The sequence below is a fragment of the Hansschlegelia beijingensis genome (genome assembly GCF_045505405.1).
Classification (GTDB): domain Bacteria; phylum Pseudomonadota; class Alphaproteobacteria; order Rhizobiales; family Methylopilaceae; genus Methylopila; species Methylopila beijingensis_A.
The window spans coordinates 1-21119 of record NZ_JBJKEX010000021.1; the positions used below are offsets into that span (position 1 = coordinate 1).

General features: G+C 67.1%; 10 protein-coding genes. 4 read left to right on the forward strand and 6 right to left on the reverse strand.

What is annotated here, in order from left to right:
* Together ACIKT0_RS02795 and ACIKT0_RS02800 are read right to left on the reverse strand one after the other, a co-directional pair.
* Positions 1 to 937 (reverse strand): TRAP transporter substrate-binding protein (locus ACIKT0_RS02795; protein WP_407103886.1); only part of this gene is annotated, 937 nt, incomplete at its 3' end.
* 173 nt (positions 938 to 1110) lie between these two features.
* Positions 1111 to 2886, reverse strand: a complete 1776-nt coding sequence (locus tag ACIKT0_RS02800) for a gamma-glutamyltransferase family protein (protein ID WP_407103887.1) — start codon at positions 2884 to 2886, stop codon at positions 1111 to 1113.
* 287 nt (positions 2887 to 3173) lie between these two features.
* Between ACIKT0_RS02800 and ACIKT0_RS02805 the strand changes: the two genes are divergently transcribed.
* Positions 3174 to 3878 (forward strand): FadR/GntR family transcriptional regulator, encoded by a 705-nt coding sequence (locus ACIKT0_RS02805; RefSeq protein ID WP_407103888.1) that lies wholly within the window; start codon positions 3174 to 3176, stop codon positions 3876 to 3878.
* Positions 3879 to 4264: 386 nt separating this feature from the next.
* On the opposite strand, the gene ACIKT0_RS02810 is transcribed toward ACIKT0_RS02805, so the two are convergent.
* On the reverse strand, positions 4265 to 5560 hold the full coding sequence (locus ACIKT0_RS02810; RefSeq protein WP_407103889.1) for an FAD-dependent oxidoreductase: 1296 nt from the start codon (positions 5558 to 5560) through the stop codon (positions 4265 to 4267).
* 914 nt (positions 5561 to 6474) lie between these two features.
* Between ACIKT0_RS02810 and ACIKT0_RS02815 the strand changes: the two genes are divergently transcribed.
* Complete coding sequence (locus tag ACIKT0_RS02815) at positions 6475 to 7350, forward strand: aldo/keto reductase (protein WP_407103890.1); 876 nt, start codon at positions 6475 to 6477, stop codon at positions 7348 to 7350.
* A 210-nt stretch (positions 7351 to 7560) separates the two neighbouring features.
* Positions 7561 to 16077, forward strand: coding sequence for a glycoside hydrolase family 94 protein (locus ACIKT0_RS02820; protein ID WP_407103891.1), 8517 nt, complete (start codon positions 7561 to 7563; stop codon positions 16075 to 16077).
* A 690-nt stretch (positions 16078 to 16767) separates the two neighbouring features.
* Here ACIKT0_RS02820 and ACIKT0_RS02825 read toward each other — a convergent pair.
* On the reverse strand, positions 16768 to 17463 hold the full coding sequence (locus ACIKT0_RS02825) for a VIT1/CCC1 transporter family protein (protein ID WP_407103895.1): 696 nt from the start codon (positions 17461 to 17463) through the stop codon (positions 16768 to 16770).
* Between the two features lie 1201 nt (positions 17464 to 18664).
* On the opposite strand from ACIKT0_RS02825, the gene ACIKT0_RS02830 reads away from it, so the two are divergent.
* The gene (locus ACIKT0_RS02830; RefSeq protein WP_407103892.1) at positions 18665 to 18793 is read left to right on the forward strand and encodes a hypothetical protein; all 129 of its coding nucleotides are present in this window, start codon (positions 18665 to 18667) and stop codon (positions 18791 to 18793) included.
* A 102-nt stretch (positions 18794 to 18895) separates the two neighbouring features.
* On the opposite strand, the gene ACIKT0_RS02835 is transcribed toward ACIKT0_RS02830, so the two are convergent.
* A complete protein-coding gene (locus tag ACIKT0_RS02835; protein WP_407103893.1) occupies positions 18896 to 19552 on the reverse strand; it encodes a hydrolase in 657 nt (218 codons plus the stop codon).
* A 353-nt stretch (positions 19553 to 19905) separates the two neighbouring features.
* Entirely contained in the window at positions 19906 to 20919 is a 1014-nt protein-coding gene (locus tag ACIKT0_RS02840) for a zinc-dependent alcohol dehydrogenase family protein (protein WP_407103894.1), read from the reverse strand.
* Between the last annotated feature and the right edge of the window lie 200 nt (positions 20920 to 21119).

Genomic DNA, 21119 nt, shown 5'->3' on the forward strand with positions numbered 1-21119 from the left:
CGCGCAATCCCTCCACGACGTCCTTGGGCAGGGGGCCGGCGATCACGCCCTGGTTCTTGACGAGATCGTCGAGCGCCTCGGCGTTGGTGGCCTCGCACCAGGTGTGGCTGATCGTGTTGCAGGCCGCTGCCGCGCTTCGGACGACGGCCTTCAGGTCGTCGGGCAGCGAGTCCCATGCGGCCTGGTTGATCGTCAGCTCGGTGACGTTGTTCGGCTCGTGCCAGCCGGTCGTGTAGTAGTATTTGGCCGCCTTCTGCAGGCCAAGCCGGCGATCCTGGTAAGGGCCGACGAACTCCGCCGCGTCGATCACGCCGCGCTCCAGCGCCGGAAAGATCTCGCCGCCGGGAAGCAGCTTCACGTCGACGCCGAGCTGCGCATAGACCTTCCCGGCCAGCCCCGGGATGCGCATCTTGAGGCCCTTGAAGTCCTCGATCTTCTCGATCGGCTTGCGGAACCAGCCGGTCATCTGCACGCCGCTGTTGCCGATCGGCATGGGCACGAGGTTGAACGGCTCGTAGAGCTCCTCCCACAGCGCCAGCCCGCCGCCGTGATAGATCCAGGCGTTCTGGCCCTGGAAGTTGAGCCCGAACGGAACGGTGGTGAAGAACTGGGCGGCCGGAACCTTGCCTGCCCAGAAATACGAGTTGGCGGCGTTCATCTCGACGGTGCCGGCCGAGCAGGCGTCGAAGCCTTCCAGCGCCGGGATCAACTCGCCGGCGGCGAAGTGCTGGATGGTGAGCCGGCCGCCCGACATCTCCTTCACGAGCTCGCAGAAATGGGTCGGGCTGCCCGGGCCGGAGACGTAAAGCGGCGTGCCGGGCCCATAGGCGTTGGTCATCTTCCAGGAGAAGGTCTGCTGAGCGCGCGCGATCGCAGGCGCGGCCAGAGAAGCGACCGCGCCCAGCGCGCCGGCGGACAAGACTTTACGGCGGTTCATAATACCTCGCTTGCCTGCCCGCGGCAGGATCCGGATTTTCGGAAAGTAAAACCAGGCAATCGACATGCCGATCAGGGCAAGCCGGAGATCACGAACGGTTCAGCAGCAGTCGACGACGCGTCCGTAAACGCGCCTAAATCCTTCCTGGTAGTGCGTGTGGCTCAGGGCTCTCTTCACCAACATTGCGCGTATGCGGGGAAAACCTCGCTCTTGGCCCCACGTGGATCGAAGCCGGCCTCGAGAAGGCCGGTGTTCGCGTCGCGCGCCGCGGCGAGCACGAAGCCTTCGGACCAGTCGACGGCGACTTCCACCTCGTGTCCGCGCCGACGAAGCTCCGCTATCGCATCCTCGCCGATGCGCGGCTCGATCCGGACGAAGTTCGGGAACGAATTGTGGGGCGCGAAGAACCCGGGATAGTGCTCGCTGCTGATCTTGGGGGCCTCGATCGCCTCCTGCACCGTCATCCCGAAAAGGACCCGGTTCAGGAAGAACTGAAGTTGCCATTGCTCCTGCTGGTCGCCGCCCATGCTCCCGAAGACCATCCAGGGCTCGCCCTTGCGGAACGCGAGCGAGGGGCTGATCGTCGTTCTCGGCCTCTTGCCCGGCGCGACGACATTCGGATGGTGGGGCGGCTCGAGATAGAAGGTCATCATCCGGTTGCCCAGCGGGAAGCCGAGCGACCGGATCACGGGAGACGACGCGATCCAGCCGCCGCTCGGCGTCGCCGCGACCATGTTGCCGTGCCTGTCGATGACGTCGACATGAACGGTCCCGTGGCCCCAGGGCTTCTGCGAGAACCGATCTTTCTCCGGAAGCAGCGGGCCACAGGCGAAGGCGTCGCCCGGCCGGAGGCCGCCGTCCGCCGTGTCCATGGAAATCAGGGCGGCCCGGGCGCGCGCGTAATCGTCTGAGAGGAGGTTTTCGGCAGGCACGGCGGCGAACCGGGCGTCGCCGTAAAACTGCTCCCGATCGGCATAGGCGAGTTTGGTCGCCTCGATCAGCAGGTGCAGATAATCGGCGCTGTTGTGGCCGAGCGACCTGGGGTCGAACTGCTCCATCAACGCCAGGACCTGGAGACTTGCGGGGCCCTGGGTCCAGAAACCGCACTTGAACAGCGTGGCGTCGCCGAAGGCCCGGCTCAGCGGCGCCTCCAGATAGGTCTCGAACACCTCGAGATCCTCCCGGACAAGCAGCCCCTCGTGCTGCGCCGAGAACGCCGCGATCTCATCGGCGACCGCTCCGCGGTAGAATTCTGCATGGACGGCGTCGAGCTTCTGGACACGATCGCCGGCGGTCGCGCGCTCGGTCTGCGCGAGCAGTTCGAGCATGGAAGCCAGAGCAGGATTCTTGAAGATCGCGCCCTCGGCTGGAACGCTGCCGTTATCGAGATAAAGCTCGGCGCTGGACGGCCAGCTGTCGCGAAATTTGTCCGCAAGGTCCCTCAGCCCGAACTTCTCCTGGCCGATCACGCCACAGTGCTGCGGCGCGCCGTTACGGGCGAGTTCGATCGCTGGCGCCGCGACATCGGCGAACGACATCGTTCCGAAGCGTTTCAGAGCCGTGATCAGGGCGCTCGGCGTGGCCGGAACGCCCGCCGCCATGACGCCCTCGCTTGGCGATTGGTCGAAACCGCTACGGCGGAAGGCCTCCGGCGTGGCGGCCGCGGGCGCCGCCATGTTGCCGTTCAGCGCGACGACCTCGCCGCGATCGGCCATGTAGACCAGCATCGGGCATTCGCCGCCAATCGAATTCATCTGCGGATTGAGCAGTCCTTCGACAAGCACTGCCGCGACGGCGGCATCCACAGCATTGCCGCCCGCCTTCAAAGTATCGGCCCCGGCATCGACGGAGAGATAATGCTCCGCCGTGACTGCTCCTCGCTGGCCCATCAGGCGCGGGTGCATCGTTCGTCCGTCGTTGGGACTGTTGCGGAATGCCCGAGCGCTCATGCGCCTCCCCGATCAGCTGCTATGAACCAATTTCATTCCAATAGAATTTTGTAGTCAACATTTCTTCGTTCGAATACCCATGGAAATCCGTAAGCACCTGATCCGAAAGAACGAATTTCTGTCCAGGAGAATGGACCAATGTTGCCTTATTGGTACTTTATTGTTGCTTCTGTGAGCAGTGCGCTCAATCCTGAGGCGCCCGTTGCGCGGCGCATCCGAGCGGCTATGGATGTCAGTCCGGGGTTCCGTCGCACGGAGCCACGTCGCGTTTCCGGAGGCTTTCTCGCGTGAAGCACCAGCAGGTCGAACAGGAACTGCTCGAGATCGTCGAGAAGTGCCGCCTTTCGGACGGCGGCCGCCTGCCGCCGGAGCGGGAACTGTGCGCTGCGATCAAGGTCAGCCGCGGCACGCTGCGCAAGGCGCTGGATTCGCTCGAGGCCAAAGGGCTGATATGGCGGCACGTCGGCCGCGGGACCTTCGCCGGAAAGGTGCTGGCGGCCCGGACCAACCTCATCGAAATCGCGGATACGACCAGCCCCTGGGAACTGATGGAGCTAAGGCTGATGATCGAGCCGCAGATCGCGCGGCTTGCGGCCATGCGCGCTTCCCAGACCGAGATCACGCATATGCGGCACTGCCTCGAGAAGAGCGAGGCAGCCCATGATCCCGACACCTACGAGATCTGGGACAGCACGCTGCATCGCGCGATTGCGGAGGCCGCCCACAACCGGCTGGTCCTGTCCGTGTTCGAAACGGTGAACGAACTGCGCAAGCTGACCGCCTGGGGACGCCTCCGCGAGCAGATCGTCTCGCCTCCCGGCCGCCTTGAACACTGGCTTCTTCAGCATCGGGCGTTCGTGGACGCGATCGCGAGCCGCGACCCCGGGCGTGCGGAAGTCAGCGCGCGGATCCATGTCGAGGACGTGTTTCAGAGCATGCGCGTCGGTTCCGGGCTCCCGAATGATGACGCTTCGGTGCCGCGAACGTCCTGATCTCGCTCGGCCGCAGGCGGCGAGAACGACCGGTTGGATATGCCAAAGGCCAAGTCGAATTCGACCTCAACCCTTCGACATCGCAAGTCTCTCGCGGTCGGAAGCTGGCGAAGGGAGGGGGCCAGATTGCAACACTCTCGGCCTTCTCGTCCGGGGAGGTTTGGAGAGCGCCGCAATGCCTCCGCCAGCATGGTTCACGCGTCCCATGCGGCATACGCCGCACCAGCCGAGTGGATCGAGGGCACGCTCGATGCGCCAGAGCTCCGGTCCGCGAAGCGCTCACTCGAGCTCTTCCGCGCGGAAGCTGTGCGGGACAGGCTAGCTGCGATCATCCCTCCGCACGCTCGCGTCATGGAGACGGCAAGCGCGCCCCCCGGCCGGTCGGCTTACGCCAAGGCAAGAAAGCCCCTCGGAAGAAGATTTTGAACTCCGAGCAGGGTGCGATGAGCAGCCTCGTCGTGAAATGCGTTCTGGAGCAACTCGCCCTGAGCTCGTATTCGCTCATCAAAATCCTGAGGCCGGGCGCCGGTCGTGACTGGATAAGCGAAGTCCGGGACCGCGGACGTCATCCAAGGCGCCTCGACGAGCGCGTCGCATCGGCTCGGGAACTCATCCGCCAACCACGAAAGCCCATCGGTCGCTCGGGAGGCGCAACTCTGCAACAGCTCCCGCAGAAGCACGGCCTCTTGGGCCGCCACCGCCATGCCCTGCCCGTAAATCGGATTGAACCGGCAGAGACTGTCGCCGATCGGGAGCAGCCCCGCCGGCGCAGAGCCCGCTCCGAACCGCCACCGCGTACTTTCGGGGAATCGAAACCGCGTGAGCTTTTGAGGCGGACAGGCCTTCTTCAGCGCGTCCGAGATGGAGGACGTAGCGAGGGTGCGGGCAAAATCGTAGAAGCTGTCAATGTCCGCCGGCGGTTGATCTCCTCCCCGGCCCACCATCAGGACCTGCCAGACATTGTCGGCGATCTTCACCAAGTAGCCTGACCGGCCGTTGTGCGGCGGGTCCGCCCAAGTCACCAAAATTCCGAAATCGGGCTCAGCGTCGCTCGGGATCCGGAACACTCCGGTCGTGTAGCCGATGCCGATGCCGATCGCCTCGCCCCTGGGCATTGGGCGCCCGATCGCCTCCAGAGCCCTGGCGATAAGACCAATCCGGCCCGAGGCGTCCACAACCAGATCGGCCTTGATGTCCTTGACCTCTCCGTCCTCGTCCTCGACGCGGACGCCGGTCGCCCGACTTCCGTCAGGAGCCGTGGAAATGCCAAGCGCGGCGACCCCGCGGCGGATCGTGACGTTGGTCTGCGCCTTTAGGCTTTGGCTGAGGACGCGTTCCAGCACCGGTCGCGTAGCAGCGAAGGTCGGGCATGGAATCCGGCGCTGGGGCAATGCGCCGACGCCGGGCACTTCCTGTCGTATATCCCAGCCGGCCGAGAGGGGAAGCGCGCCGGCTTCGGTCAGCGCCTGGCTGAGGCCAGGAAACAGCTCTTCAAGCGCGCGCAGCGCCCCGCTCGTGAGCACATGCGGATGCCGGCCTTGGGGCACGCCTGCCCGCGGGTCGTCGCTTGGTTCGGTTGCGTCCCGCTCGACCAGCGTCACGTTCCTGAAGAAACCGGATACGGCCATGGCGGCTGATAAGCCCGCAATGCCCGCGCCGATCACAACGGCGTCCTCACCCATAAATCTGCTCATGACGCGTCGTCCTGCCGCTTCGATTCAGCAAAGCGTCCGGCGAGGCGACTACGGGCGGGTTACAGCGATCTGCGGCGAGGTTACAGGCGTAGTGGTCTTCCGGCTTGCGACGAGCATCCTGGCGGAGATGCGTCGGCGGGGGCATGGAAGGCGTGAAGAGGATCGACAACACCTAACGATCCCACTCAGGCCTCCGTCACTTGACGCCCTAGGCCTTCGCTCACCAAGCTCAATAGGCTCGGAAGGTCAGGAGCAGGCATTCAGCCAAGCGGCAGAAGCGGTCTTTGGCGCGCTAGCCGAAGGCGGGCGCTCGCCTTCGCTGGACCTGCGAGCCGACCCGAGCGCAGCCAGCCTGTCGCGGGCAGCCTCAGCTGGAAGAGCTCGAGCATGCCGAAGGGGCCGGGAGCCGGAGATCGTCCGCAAGGGCGCCGACCGCTACGGCCGAACAAGAGTGTGTTTGTGGACGGCAAGGATGTCGCGACGCAGCCCGCGTCATTGCAGCACTGAAGCTCTGCCCTGAGTGCCTACAGCGGCCTCGAGGCACCGGCTGCGACGACCCGGATGCGCGCGAGGCCGCCCGTGCGTCAACCGAGCCGGCGAGGCCGTGATCCGGACATACATCGCCGCGCGCCACCCTGCGGAGGCGGAGCGGGTGACGGATAGCTTCCCGACGATCCTTCCGGCGTGCGCCTCTCCTCCGGCACCGTTTCAGCCCTCCACATAGCCTAGAGCCATGCCTGGGGTCGGACCACTTTTCAGGGGGCAGGCCGAACCAACTGTCGTTCAAGAACATGCCGCTGCTGATCTATATCATTGCCGCTTCGACGCCGCAGATGGCATGAATACCGCAAGAAGCGACCTTGCTACTTCAGCGAGTCTTGGCGCTCCGAAGGAGTGAACGCATGATCCTGGAGGAGACTTTCACGCTCGCCAATGGCGTCGCCATTCCCAAGATCGGCCTTGGCACCTGGCGGATCGATGACGCCGCGGCCGGGCAAGTCGTGCGTGACGCTATCGGCGTCGGCTATCGCCACATCGACACTGCTCAGGCTTACGGGAACGAGCGCGGCGTCGGTGAGGGCGCGCGCGCCAGCGGCGTCGCACGCGATGCGCTGTTCATCACCACCAAGCTCGTCGCCGAGTGCAAGAGCTTCAACGAAGCGCGCGAGCGGATCGACGGCTCGTTGAAGGCGCTACGCCTGGATTATATCGATCTCATGCTGATCCACAGCCCGCAGCCCTGGGCTGAGTTTCGTGAGGGCGAGCACTTCTTCGAAGGCAATCTCGAGGCGTGGCGCGCGCTCGAGGAGGCCCATCAAGCCGGCAAGCTCCGCGCGATCGGCGTCTCCAACTTCGAGGCGCCCGATCTGGACAACCTGTTCGAACACGGCAGCGTCGCGCCCATGGTCAACCAGATCCTCGCTCATGTCGGCAACATGCCGTTCGATCTGATCGACTACAGCCGGAGCAAGGGGCTGCTGGTGGAGGCCTATTCGCCAGTCGCCCACGGCGCGGCATTGAACAGCGCACAACTTGCCGAACTCGCAGGCAAATATGGCGTGGGAATCGCGCAGCTCTGCATCCGCTACTGCTTGCAACTCGACCTGCTTCCCCTGCCGAAATCGTCGAGTGTCCAGCACATCCGTGAAAACGTCGCGATAGACTTCGTGATCTCCGATGAGGACATGGCGACGCTGCGGGAAGCCGGCGGTCGCATCGATTACGGCGAAGCCAGCGTCTTTCCCGTGTTCGGGAAGAAGCGACAGGCCGCCAGATAGACAGAAGAACCCGGCATCGCGCCTCGCACCGATTGTACGGCCACTGCCGAGGCGTGAATTTCCTTCTGGCTCCGCTCTCGGTCTTCGCCGCGATCAAGGCGCTCTCGAACGCGGCGGGATCGATCAACGCGGCGGGGGCATTGAGCTTCGGCTCCCGTTTTCGCCGCGCATGGAGGGTTTGCCCTGCCCGGGTCGGCTGAAAGGCCGGACATGCTTGAGATCGCGCGCAACATCCTGGCACGCAGGAGCCCCGCCGCCCCGTGGGACGACGTTTCGCCGGTCCGCGGGGAGCTGTTCGGAGCGGAGCGGCTCGAGCAGCACGCCGAGTCGCTTGCAGCCGCCCAGCCGATCGCCGACCGGCCGCCATTCGTGCGGTCGCTGCGGAAACGCCTGAACGACAACGCCGCCACGCTGCTCGCGGCCTACAGGGCGAGCGCCGCTGAGCTCGAGAGCGGGCGGGGCGTGACGCCCGCGGCCGAATGGCTGCTCGACAACTACTACCTCGTCGAGGATCAGATCCGCGAGATCCGGGAAGACCTGCCGCCGGGCTATTATCGTCAACTCCCAAAGCTCTCCGGAGGTCCGTTCGCGGGCTACCCACGCGTGTTCGGCATCGCTTGGGCCTATGTCGCCCACACCGACAGCCATTTCGATCCGGAGTTCCTCACGCGCTTCGTCGCCGCCTATCAGAGAGTTCAACCGCTCACGATCGGCGAGCTTTGGGCGGTGGCGATCACGATCCGCATCGTTCTGATCGAGAACCTGCGAAGGCTGGCCGATCAGATCAGCGTGGCGCGCGCTGCCCGCGCCGACGCGGAGGGACTGGCGAACCGGCTGCTCGCTTCGGGGGGCGCGCGCTCCGCGCTTGACGCCGACATCGCCACGCGCCCCAAGGGGCCCATCTCCGAACTGTTCGCAGCTCAACTCGCCAAGCGCCTGCGCGATCAGGATCCGCGCACCAACCCGGCGCTCGAATGGCTAGAGCAGCGGCTGGCGCTCCAGGGGTCGTCGATCGACGAATCCGTGCGGCACGCGCAGATGCGCCAGGGCGCCTCGAACGTGACGATCCGCAACGTCATCACCAGCATGCGTCTGATCTCGGACATCGACTGGGCGGAGGTTTTCGAAAGCGTCAGCCTCGTGGACGAAAAGCTGCGGGCCGCGAGCGACTTCGCGGCGATGGATTTCTCGACCCGCAACCTCTACCGCAGCGCGATCGAGCAGCTTGCCCGGGGCTCCTCCGCGAGCGAACTCGAGGTCGCCGATGCGGCCCTCGCCGCGTCCCGACCTGATGGGGGGGCGCCTCCCGCCGGGACAGAGCGAGTCCACGATCCGGGCTACTATCTGATCGCGGAAGGCCGGCCCGCACTGGAGCGCGCGATCGGGTTCCGCCCGTCGCCGCGGCTGTGGTTCAACAGGCTCAGCATCAGCCTCGGCATCGGCGGTTATATCGGGGCGATCCTGACCCTCACGGTCGCGCTGCTTGGCGGCGTCGTCTGGGCGCTGGTCGCAGCAGGCGGCGGGATCGTCTGGCCGCTGATCATCGCGGCGCTCGGGGTCATCCCCGCAACCGACGTCGCGACTGCGCTCGTCAACCGCTTGATCGGCTGGAGTTTCGGAGCCAACGCGCTTCCAGGCCTCGACCTGTCGGCGGGCGTGCCGTCCGCGCTCCGGACCCTGATCGCGATGCCGACCCTGCTCACCGGCGAGGCCGAGCTCGCCGAGCAGATCGCGCGGCTCGAGGTGCACCATCTGGCGGGAGGCGGCGGCGACATCTCGTTCGCTCTCTTGGTCGACGGCGTCGACGCTGACCGCGAGACCCTTGATGGCGACGCCGCGCTTCTCGCCATCGCCGAGGCGTCGATCGCGCGGCTGAACGCGACGCACGGGCCGGGCCCTGGCGGCGATCGCTTCCTGCTGCTGCATCGCCGCCGCGTCTTCAATGCAGTCGACGGCGTGTGGATGGGCTGGGAGCGCAAGCGTGGCAAGCTGCACGAACTGAACCGGTTGCTACGCGGCGCTGCCGACACGACGTTCTCGTCCATCGACGGCCACGCGCCCCGGGTTCCTGCGGATGTCCGGTACGTCATCACCCTCGACGCTGACACGCGGCTGCCGCGCGACGCGGCGAGCCGGCTGATCGGCAAGATGGCCCATCCTCTGAACCGACCGGATTTCGACGCCGGTGAAAGGCGCGTCGTCGGGGGTCATGGCATCCTCCAGCCGCGGGTGACGCCCTCCCTGCCCATCGGTCGGGAAGGGTCCGCCTATCAGCGCGCCTTCTCCGCTCCAGGCGGCGTCGACCCCTACGCGGCCGCGGTCTCGGACGTCTATCAGGACCTGTTCGGAGAAGGCTCCTACACCGGCAAGGGAATCTACGACGTCGACGCCTTCGAGGCGGCGCTCGCGGGCCGGATACCCGACAACGCCATGCTGAGCCACGACCTGTTCGAGGGAGTGTTCGCGCGAGCCGGTCTGGCCTCCGATGTCGAGGTCATCGAGGACTTCCCGTCCCGCTACGACGTCGCCGCGCTTCGCCAGCACCGCTGGATACGCGGCGACTGGCAGCTGCTTCCGTGGGTTTTGGGCGTGGGACAGGGCCACCAGGGGCTGCCCGCCGTGGGCCGTGGCAAGATGCTCGATAACCTCCGCCGCTCGCTCGTCGCGCCGGCCACGTTGGCGACGCTTGCGGCCTGCTGGTTGGCTCCCGCTCAAGCCGCCACGTGGGCGGTTCTGTTCACGGTTTCGGCGATCGCAGTCCCGGCCGCTCTTCACCTGTTCTTCTCGATCGTGCCGCGGCGGTCCGGCATCCATCTCGGGGCGCACAACCGCGTCCTGTTCGCCGACTTCCGGCTTGCCGCGACGCAGATCGGGCTGACGATCGCATTCCTGCCCGACCATGCCTTTCGCGCAGGCGACGCGATCGCGCGAACGCTGGACAGGGTATTCCGGACCCGGCGCCAGCTGCTCGAATGGACCAGCGCCGCGCAGTCCACCGCCGCGCCGCGACTGACGCTCGGCGGCTTCTACAAAATGATGGCGGGGGGGACCGGCGTGGGGCTCGGGCTCGTGACGCTCTGCCTCGCGCTCGCGCCGCACGCCTGGCCTTTGATCGTACCCTTCGCGGCTGCATGGAGCTTGGCGCCCGCGATCGCGCTGTGGGCGAGCCGTCCGCCCGATGCGGCGTCGGATCTCGCCGTCTCGGACAACGACGCGCTCGAACTGCGGTTGATCGCCCGCACGACATGGCGGTTCTTCGAGACCTTCGTCACGCCGGCCGACCACATGCTGCCGCCGGACAATTTCCAGGAGGACCCTCAGCCGGTCGTCGCCCGGCGCACCTCGCCGACCAATGTCGGGCTCTACCTGCTGTCGGCGGTCGCCGCCCGCGACTTCGGCTGGGCGGGCGCCCTCGAGACCGTCGAGCGGCTGGAGGCGACCTTCGCGTCGCTGCGAAATCTGCAGCGCCATCGCGGGCACTTCCTGAACTGGTACGGCAGCCAAACCGGCCAGCCCCTCACTCCGGCCTATGTGTCGACCGTCGACAGCGGCAATCTCGCGGGCCACCTCATCGCGCTCGCCAACGCCTGCGAGGAATGGGCCGCGGAGCCAGCGCCGGCGGCCGTCCGGCAGGGTCTTGCCGACAACCTGGCGCTCGCCCGCGTCGCGCTCGCCAGGCTCGTGTCGCGCAACGACAAATCCGGCCGCCAGATCGTGGCGATCCTCGATGAGATCGACCGCCAACTGAACGGCGGCGTCGCGATCGCGACGCTCGCGCCGGTCCTCGCGCGGCTGTCCGAGAAGACGCTGAAGGTCGCGCGCGAGGTGCTGCCGCCGGCGGCGTCCGAGGGCGCGTCCGACTTCCAGTACTGGATCCGGGCGTTCGCGAGTGGCGTCGCCGAGCACAGGCGCGATGGAACCGGGGGCCCGAGCTCCGGGCTCGCCAAGCGGGCCGCGGCCATCGCCGCAGAGGCCCGCGCGACTGCGCTCGATATGGACTTCGCGTTCCTGCTGGATCCGGAGCGGAAACTTTTCTCGATTGGCTATTCGCTGCCCGACAACCGGCTGGACCCGAGCTGTTACGATCTGCTGGCCTCGGAAGCACGGCTTGCGAGCCTGTTCGCCATCGCCAAGGGCGACGCCCCGACCCGCCACTGGTTCCGCCTCGGCCGCACTGCGACCCCGATCGGCGGCGCGTCCGCGCTGATCTCGTGGTCGGGCTCGATGTTCGAGTACCTGATGCCGTCGCTCGTCATGCGGGCGCCGACCGGCAGCCTGCTGGAGCAGACCAACCGCCTGATCGTGTGGCGGCAGCAGGAGTATGGGAAGTCGCTCGGGGTTCCGTGGGGCGTGTCTGAGTCGGCCTACAACGCGCGCGACCTTGAGTTCACCTATCAGTACTCGAATTTCGGCGTTCCGGGCCTGGGCCTCAAGCGCGGCCTCGCCGAGAACGCTGTGTTCGCGCCTTACGCGACCGCGCTGGCGGCCATGGTGGACCCGCAGGGCGCCCTCGCGAATTTCAGGCGCATGGCGGATATGGGCGCGCGCGGACGTTACGGCTTCTACGAGGCGCTCGACTTCACCCGCTCGCGCCTCCCGGAGGGCGAGAGGGTCGCGATCGTCCGCAACTTCATGGCCCATCATCAGGGCATGACGATTGTGGCGCTCGCCAACGTCCTGCAGGACGGCCGGATGCGCGCGCGCTTCCATCGCGAGCCGATCATCCAAGCCTGCGATCTCCTCCTGCAGGAGCGCATGCCGCGCGACGTCGCGGTGCTCCCGGCGCGCGCCGAGGAAGTAAGGGCCTCGTCCGGAGAGGTCACGGAAGCCTCGGTCATGCGCCACGTGACGCCGTCGACGGGCGGCCCTCCGGTGACCCACGTGCTGTCGAACGGCCGCTACGCCGTCATGCTCACCGCGGAAGGCGCCGGCTATAGCCGCTGGCGCGACCTCGCTGTCACCCGCTGGCGCGGCGACGCCACGCGCGACGACCTCGGCTCTTTCGTCATCCTGCGGGACGTCGCGAGCGGCCGGACATGGTCGGCGGCCGCCCAGCCTGTCGGTGCGCCGGCGGATCACCAGGAGGTGGTGTTCGGCGAGGATCAGGCGACCTTCATCCGCCGCGACGGCTCGCTGACCACGACCATGGAGGTCATCGTATCGGGTGAGATCGACGCCGAGGTCCGGCGCGTCACGTTGACGAACGCGGGCCGCGCGGCCTGCGAGATCGAGCTGACGTCCTATTCCGAAATCGTGCTCGCGCCGCCCGCCGCAGACGCCGCGCATCCGGCCTTCGCCAAGCTCTTCGTCGTGACCGAGCACCTGCCCGAATACGGCGCGCTGATCGCGACGCGTCGCCCCCGCACGAATGGCGAGGCGGCGCTGTGCGCGGCGCACTTCGCTGTCGTCGAAGGCGGCGAGTCCGCCGCCCCCGAGTACGAGACCGACCGCGCCAAGTTCCTCGGGCGCAGCCGGGCGCCTTCGGCGGCCTTTTCGGGCAATGCAGCTCGGCCGCTGACGAAGACCGTCGGGACCGTGCTGGATCCGGTGCTCTCAATCCGGCGCCGCGTGACGCTCCCCGCCGGCGGCCGCGTACGTGTCGCGTTCTGGACCGTGGTCGCGACCGCACGCGAGGACCTGCTTGACCTCGTCGAGGCCCATCACGATCGCAACGCTTTCGATCGGGCCAAGACGCTCGCTTGGACGCAGGCCCAAGTGCAGTTGCGCCATCTCGACGTCACCGCGGAGGAGGCCGCCGACTTCCAGCGGCTCGCAGCGCCCCTGCTTTACCCGGACGCGCGCTTCCGGGCGGCCTCTGACGTCATAGCCCGCGGCGCGGGCGCCCAGTCCGCGCTCTGGCCCTATTCGATCTCTGGCGACCTGCCCGTCGTGCTGCTGCGGATCGACGACGTCGAGGACATGGAGCAGGTTCGCCAGTTGCTGCGGGCCCACGAGTATTGGCGGATGAAGCGGATCTCGGTGGATCTCGTCATCGTCAACGAGCACGCCTCGTCCTACCTGCAGGACCTGCAGAAAGCGATTGGCGCCGCCGACCGATCGAGCCAGTCGCGACCGCGTTCCGGCGACGCCCCGACGCAAGGGGCGGTCTATACCCTGCGCGCCGACCTGCTGCCGATCGAAGCCCGCAACCTGCTGCTCTCGGTGGCGCGCGTCGTGCTCGTCGCCCGCCGCGGCTCGATCGCGGACCAGATCGCGCGGCTGCCCGCGCCAACGCCTTTCCGCGCCCCCCGGCGTCGCAAAACCACCGTGGCGAGAAGCACGGAGCGGCAGCGCGACGCCGCGACGGCCGGGCTCGAATTCTTCAACGGGGTCGGCGGCTTCGGCGACGACGGCCGTGAGTATGTCGTGGCGCTCGACGGCGGCCGCACCACGCCCGCCCCGTGGATCAACGTGATCGCCAACCCAGGCTTCGGGTTCCAGGTCTCAGCGGGCGGCAGCGGCTCGACCTGGTCGGAGAACAGCCGCGAGAACCAGCTGACGCCGTGGTCGAACGACCCAGTCATGGATCCCGCCGGCGAGGCGATCTACGTCCGCGACGAGCAGGCTGGCGAGGTCTGGACCGCGACCGCGCAGCCGATCTGCAACGAGGGCCTCTATGTCGCCCGCCACCGCTTCGGCTCGAGCCGCTTCGAGCATGAGGCCAACGGCGTCGCGCTGGAGTTGACGCAGTTTGTGCCCGTGGCCGACCCGGTGAAGATATCGCGCCTGACGCTGCGCAACACATCCGGTCGCCCGCGGCGTCTGTCGGTCACGGCCTTCTGCGAATGGGTGCTTGGTACGGTGCGCGGATCGTCCGCGCCGTTCGTCGTCACGGCGGTCGATCCAGACACCGGCGCGCTGTTCGCCCGCAACCCTTGGGGTTCGGCGTTCCCCGGGCGGGTCGCTTTCGCGGATCTGTGCGGCCGCCAGACTGGCTGGACGGCCGACCGCACCGAATTCCTCGGCCGCAACGGCGGGCCGGAAGCGCCTGCCGCCTTGTTCCGGAAAACGCCGCTTTCCGGCGCGACCGGGGCTGGGCTCGACCCGTGCGCCGCGCTCTCAACCGACGTCGCGCTCGGCATCGGCGAAAGCGTCGAGATCGTCTGGCTCCTAGGCCAGTGCCGCTCCGAGGACGACGCGCGCGCTCTCATCCTGCGCACGCGCGTCGCCGACCTCGACGCCGTGCTGGCCGAGGTTTCCGGCAGCTGGAAGGCTCGTCTCGGCGGCGTACAGGTTCGCACGCCCGACCGAACCATGGACATCATGCTCAACGGCTGGCTGCTCTATCAGGCGCTCGGCTGCCGGATCTGGGCGCGTTCGGGCTTCTATCAGGCGAGCGGCGCCTACGGGTTCCGCGACCAGATGCAAGACGGCATGGCGCTGTCTCTCGTCGACCCCGCCGAAACCCGCTCGCACCTGCTCCGCGCCGCGAGCCGACAGTTCCCGGAAGGCGACGTGCAGCATTGGTGGCTGCCGCATTCCGGCCAAGGCGTGCGTACGCGAATCTCCGACGATCGCGTGTGGCTCGCCTACGCGACCGCCACCTATGTTTCGACCTCCGGCGACGCCTCGGCGCTTGACGAGGAGACCGGGTTCCTGGAGGGCCCGCTTCTGAAGCCCGGGGAGCACGATGCGTTCTTCCAGCCCATGGTTTCGGCCGAGCGTGCGTCCCTGTTCGAACATTGCGCCCGCGGCCTCGACCAGTGCGTCGCGCTCACCGGCCCGCACGGCCTGCCGTTGATGGGCACCGGCGACTGGAACGACGGCATGAACCGCGTGGGCGAAGGCGGCCGGGGAGAAAGCGTCTGGCTCGGCTGGCTGTTCATCCGCACTGTCGCGCTGTTCGCGCCGCTCGCCGAGGCGCGCGCCCCGGACCGCGCCGCGCGTTGGCGTGCGCACGCCGAAAGCGTCCGCGCCGCGATCGAGCGCAATGCTTGGGACGGAAACTGGTATCGCCGCGCGACCTTCGACGACGGCGCCTGGCTCGGATCCCGCGACAGTGACGAGTGCCGCATCGATCAGATCGCGCAATCGTGGGCGGTGCTGTCAGGCGCCGCCGATCGAGAGCGCGCCGTTTGCGCGATGGCCTCGGTCGACGAGCTGCTGATCTGGCGCGACGACGGGATCGCGGTCCTGTTCACGCCGCCCTTCGTCTCGACCCCGCACGACCCCGGCTACATCAAAGGATATCCGGCGGGCCTGCGCGAGAATGGCGGGCAGTACTCCCACGCGGCCATGTGGTCGATCCTCGCCTTCGCCAAGCTCGGCGACGGCGCAGGGGCGCACGACCTTTTCGCCATGCTGAACCCGATCAACCATGCGCGCGACCCCGCCGCGGCCGATCGGTACAAGGTCGAGCCCTACGTGGTGGCCGCGGACGTCTATTCGGTAGCGCCGCATGTCGGGCGCGGCGGCTGGACCTGGTACACGGGCTCCGCCGCCTGGATGTATCGGGCTGGTCTCGAAGGAATCCTCGGCGTCACCCGTGATGGCGCGTATCTGCGCGTCTCCCCCGTGATCCCGCAGTCATGGCCGGGCTTCGATGCGACGCTCACCGTCGAAGGGACGGTCTGTCGGATTCGGGTTAAGCGGCGTGCGTCGGACGACAGCGCTCCGCAGCATATGCTCGATGGGCGACCGCTCGATCCGACCGTTGAAGACCTGCGGCTTCCGCTGGACGGGCGCGAGCACGAACTTACGATCATCCTCGAAGGCGACGGCGCTTGAGGAGTCGAAGCATCCGAAGCCTCCCCTCAGCCTCAAGCTGAGCTCTGGCGCGCCCCACGTATAGCTCCACTCTCCCTTTGGGACGGCCGCCTTGTTCCAAGATGCTATAGGCGGGATCTCGAAGAGATCTTCTATGTGAACAAGTCCGCGTACCCTCGGTCTCAATCTAGAGCCAACCGACACGAGCCCCTCTGGATCTCCGCAAGGTCCCCGTTTTCATCCACGAGTCTGACGGTCACCCTGCCGAGATTGGCGTCTCGCCTTTCAAGATAGGCATGGGCGCCGGCCCGCTTCGCGACTATCCGGACCGGCCGCACGGACAGGCGGTCGACCTCTTCCACAGCACGGCCGGATACAGCGAGGACGCCATCCGGAAACTGACCGCGGACGCGGCCGCCGCCGGAGTGCGCCTCCACGTTCTGCACGACCCCCGCGACGGACGGCTCAGCGGCGACGCGATCCGGGCCGCCGTTCCCGACTGGCCGACCGCCAGCGTGTGGTTCTGCGGCCCGCCCGGGCTTCGGAAGAGCGCTGCGAGACGAGCTGGGGCGACATGGCCTGAGCGTCTCGGCGCGGTTCCATCAGGAACTGTTCGCGGTGCGGTGAGTTCGCAGCCGCCCGGCCGAAGCGGGCGGAAGGACGTTCGTGTCCCGAGGAGGCGCGCTTCAACCTGCGCGAGGCTCCCTGCCCCTAGATGGCGCGCCCGACAAGCGCGCCGATGAGTGCTGTCGCGCCCATCGCGACGGCGCCCCAGAAGGTCACGCGAAGCATCGGGCGCAGCACACCGGCCCCGCCCGCCCGTGCCCCGACGGCCCCAAGCACCGCCAGTCCGGCAAGGGAACCGAGCGACACCGCCACGCCCGTCAGTTGCGTCGGAGCCAGCACGGCTATGACGAGAGGGAGGAGGGCCCCGCTCGCAAAGGTCGCAGCGGAGGTGAGCGCGGCCTGCACCGGTCGCGGGGCGACGTGCTCGGCGAGGCCGAGCTCGTCGCGGGCATGGGCGGCGAACGCGTCCTTCGCGGTCATCTGTTCGGCCACCTTGCGGGCGAGGTCGGGCTCGACGCCGCGTCCCACATAGATCTGCGTCAGCTCGTTCAGTTCGGCATCCGGCATGGTCGCGAGCTCATGCCGCTCGCGCTCGAGGTCGGCCTGTTCCGTATCCGCCTGGGAACTGACGGAAACATACTCGCCCGCCGCCATCGACATCGCGCCGGCGACGAGGCTTGCGATGCCGGCCACGACGACCTCGCCCGGCCCCTTCGCCGCGGCCGCTACACCGACCACCAGGCTGGCGGTCGAGATGATCCCGTCATTCGCGCCGAGCACGGCGGCGCGAAGCCAACCGATCCGATGGATGAGGTGCGCTTCCCGATGCAATGGGTGCATGTCGTCCTCTCGTGAACCCCGCAACCCTATTCTCACGGCGAAGCGGCGCAACGCGCGTCGCTCTGCGCTCGGTGCTCAGGCGAGCCGGATCGCCGCCTGAAGGCCGGGAGCATCGTCCCGATTCCTGAGGTTCACCGTCGCCCCGCAGCGTCGGACCGCCATCTCTGGAGACTATCGAGACGCCGAGCAGCTTGCGGCCGAGCCATCGCTAGGGTCGGCCGCTGCGTCGCGCTCACCGCCAATCGTGATAAGCCGACCGGCGCTTGGAAAACGGCAGGCGTCGTGCGGCCTCGTCGGTGATTAGGTAGCTCATGCGAGCTGAACCCGAGTTCGAAATCTCCGTGCCGGCTTGGCGGGCTCGGCGGCTCCGTAATCATCTGGCCGCGCAGAGGGCGGCCGGGCGCGCGGCAAAGGCGGCCGGTGAGGCCAGGATCGTCCCATCCGAGCTGGCGCATCGAGCCGAGGCCCGGTGCTGGCTCTCCGGCCGGGATCAGGCTCGCGCCGACAGCGGCGACGTCAAGCCCGCGCCGACGGCGAGGCAACTCACGAAGCTCGATCGCTGGCAGCGCGGCGCCGGCCGGCTGTCGCTAACGCAGGGCCAGCTTCGGCGAGCGATCCTAGAAAATGTCACCGATGAGTTGCTCGCGAACCGCCCATTGAGGTCTGGCGCCATCGCAAAGGCGCACCGGGAAGCGGTGCGCCGCTGTCGTGATGCGGGATTGCCAGCGCCAAAGGCGTCACGATACCGCAAATGGCTCAAGCTGATCAGAGGGATATAGCATCAGCGGGCGCTTCTGACCCAAGCGGATGTTGCGAGCGTCCGGTCGGCGGCGCGGCGCAGGCGGATCTGGACGCTGATCCGACATCGGCGCTTGGTCCGGCCAGCACGCTCGCGCATTTTTGTTCAGCGAGCGCTCGCTCGAGCGGTGGCGAGGCCGCGGAACCATCACGTAATAAGTAAAACGCTTCGTTATTAGGATGGGTCAGCGAAGACCGACAAACTCGCCGCCGCTCTAATGGCTTCTGCTTTGCTCGCCATCACTCCGTCCGCCGCGGAGACGATGACCAAGGTCACCAGCGGACATTCTCAAGCGGCTCAACACGAATGGCGACGACACGCTGGAGCCGGACGAGGTCAAGGACCGGGTAAAGCGATGAGGAGTGGAAGAGCGTCAACAAGGATGGTGATCAGACGCTCGAGATGGATGAGCGGCTCACCATTGCGCGGGCGCGCTTCACGCAGGCCGACGCAAACGAGGACGGAAAGCTCACGGCGACTGAACTCGACCCTGAGGGAGGGTGGGGCGTCGTGGTCATGATCGTCAAGTGACGGGGCGGGCCTTTCGCCGGATTCGCGCGGATGACGAAGGCCCGACCGCTGGGGACTCGCTTGCGACGATCCTCCCCCGAGACCTTCGCCATCCCGTCGGGATCAGCCGGCGGCCCGAGAGGGCGCCGGCGTGTTGAGCAGCTGCTGCTCCCACAGATAGGCGATGCCGCTGCCGCCGGCGTGCTGCTTCATCACCTCGATCAGCCCGTCGACGTGCTCGGTGCGGGCCCAGTCGCGCTGCCATTCGGCCGACACCGCAAGCCACGTCATCATGTTCACCCCGGCGGCGATCATGCGCTGGATCGCGACCTCGTGCGCCTCGACCGAGACGCCGCCGGACGCGTCGGTGACGACTGTGACGTCCCAGCCTTCGCCGGCGGCCTGGATCGCCGGCATGGCGACGCAGATCTCCGTCCAGAGGCCCGCGATGATCAGCTGCTTGCGGCCCGTCTTCTTGACCGCCTCCACCACCTTCTCGTCTTCCCAGGTGTTGATCAGCGTCCGGTCGATCACCTCCTGACCCGGAAACGCGTCGGTGATCTGGGAGAAGATGACGCCGCCTCGCTCCGCGACGACGCTCGTCAGGATCACAGGAACGCCGAAGGCCTTCGCGGCCTTCGCCAGCGCCGCGGAATTGTTGATCACCATCTGCGGGTCGTGACTGTTGAGGTTCGCGAGCTGGAAGGGCTGGTGGTCGATCAGAACGACTACGGAGTCTTCCGGCCGAAGAAGCGAAGCAAGGCCATTGCGGAAGGTCATGAGAGGATCCTGTTTTCCGCGCTTTGCGGAGGTTGCTTGGTCATCGTGATCGCGGGGGTGTCGGAAGGTTCAAGACGATCGGCTTCCCGCGAGCATCCCATCGAGAAGCGTCGTGAGCCGCCTGTGCGCCTCAATCTGGGCGAACTCTGGGTTGTGGGCGGCCGGTTCGCGCCAATACAGCGCGAGAGCCCAAGTCATTGGAAAGAATCCGGCCCTGCGTGCAAAGGCGGCGCGAGATCCTGGCCAAAGCGTCGTTCGACGACGCAAAGCCAAGAACTCGGTCACCACATATCTCTGCGCGTTCAAAACGCGAAAGGCGACTGCAAGGGGTAGTTTGTCGTCTGGTCCGCGTATCAGGCGGCTGGTTGAACGGCCTGCAACGCTTGCGCCGCGCCGGCGACGTCGATCGCCACCTTCCCGCGCAGCCCTCGTGCGGCGCCGTTCTCCGAAAGAGCGTGCGCCTCGCTCATCTGCGCGAGGGGGAACGTCGCTCCGATCACGGGCTTCACCAGCCCGCGCTCGACAAGAGCGGTGAGCGCGTCGAGTTTGCCCCTGTTCTGGCGGGTGAACACGAAGTGATACGCAGCGTTCTTGCCCCAGGCCTCCAGTAGGTTTTGCGGCTGAGCGATGTCGACGATGCTGACGACACGGCCGAAAGGCGCCAGCATTGATGGACTTCTGGTGAGCGTATCCCCCCCAACGGTGTCGAGGACGACGTTGACGCCAAGTCCCTCTGTCAGGCGGGAAATCTCCCTGACGTAATCCTCCGCGGTATAATCGATCGCGTCGTCAGCGCCGAGTGAGCGGACGAAGTCGTGGTTGCTGGCGCGCGCGGTCGTGATCACCCGTGCGCCGATCGCCTTGGCGACCTGTATGGCGATTGTACCCACGCCGCCTGCGCCGCCATGGATGAGGATCGTCTCCCCGACGCTCAGCCGCGCACGCTCGACAAGCGCTTCCCAGACCGTGCCGCCCACGAGCGTCAGGCTGGCGGCCTCAAGGTGGCTGAGGTTCCGCGGCTTGCGTCCAACGATCTCGACGTCCGCGACGTGCTGCTCGGCGTACGAGCCAGCGCCGCCGAAGATCTTCGGCGTGTAGTACACTTCGTCACCGAGCGAGAACTCATCAACGCCAGATCCGACCTCCTCCACGACGCCTGAGATGTCGTGGCCGATGATGGCGGGCAGCGGCACGTAGTCTGCGTAGTCGCCGCGGCGGATCTGGTAGTCGAGCGGATTGACGGCGGTCGCGTGCACACGCACCCGAACCTGGCGCGGGCTTAACTCCGGAACCGGCGCCTCGCGGAACTCAAACGCGTCCGGCCCCCCAAAACGGGAAAGCACGACCGCCTGCATGGTCTTGGTCATAACCGATCCTTGGTGTCGTTGTCGTCGAGGGGGCGTCAGTGATTGGGAAGTCCGCCTGAAGGGTGCTTCCGCTTAATCGCAGACCCGGACCTGACGGGTGACGACCGTTCCAATCGACTTCGGGCCGGCAGTCTCGAAGACCCGACGTGTCTCGGTGTGGCAGCCTTCGATCGAAGCAACGTGGGCTCGATCGCCCGGGG

What these genes read in the sequence shown, in the direction of transcription:
- ACIKT0_RS02800 (WP_407103887.1), bottom strand. Translation starts at nt 2,886, where the DNA reads ATGAGCGCTCGGGCATTCCGCAACAGTCCCAACGACGGACGAACGATG.
- ACIKT0_RS02810 (WP_407103889.1), bottom strand. Translation starts at nt 5,560, where the DNA reads ATGGGTGAGGACGCCGTTGTGATCGGCGCGGGCATTGCGGGCTTATCA.
- ACIKT0_RS02815 (WP_407103890.1), top strand. Translation starts at nt 6,475, where the DNA reads ATGATCCTGGAGGAGACTTTCACGCTCGCCAATGGCGTCGCCATTCCC.
- ACIKT0_RS02820 (WP_407103891.1), top strand. Translation starts at nt 7,561, where the DNA reads ATGCTTGAGATCGCGCGCAACATCCTGGCACGCAGGAGCCCCGCCGCC.
- ACIKT0_RS02825 (WP_407103895.1), bottom strand. Translation starts at nt 17,463, where the DNA reads ATGCACCCATTGCATCGGGAAGCGCACCTCATCCATCGGATCGGTTGG.
- ACIKT0_RS02830 (WP_407103892.1), top strand. Translation starts at nt 18,665, where the DNA reads ATGGATGAGCGGCTCACCATTGCGCGGGCGCGCTTCACGCAGGCCGAC.
- ACIKT0_RS02835 (WP_407103893.1), bottom strand. Translation starts at nt 19,552, where the DNA reads ATGACCTTCCGCAATGGCCTTGCTTCGCTTCTTCGGCCGGAAGACTCC.
- ACIKT0_RS02840 (WP_407103894.1), bottom strand. Translation starts at nt 20,919, where the DNA reads ATGACCAAGACCATGCAGGCGGTCGTGCTTTCCCGTTTTGGGGGGCCG.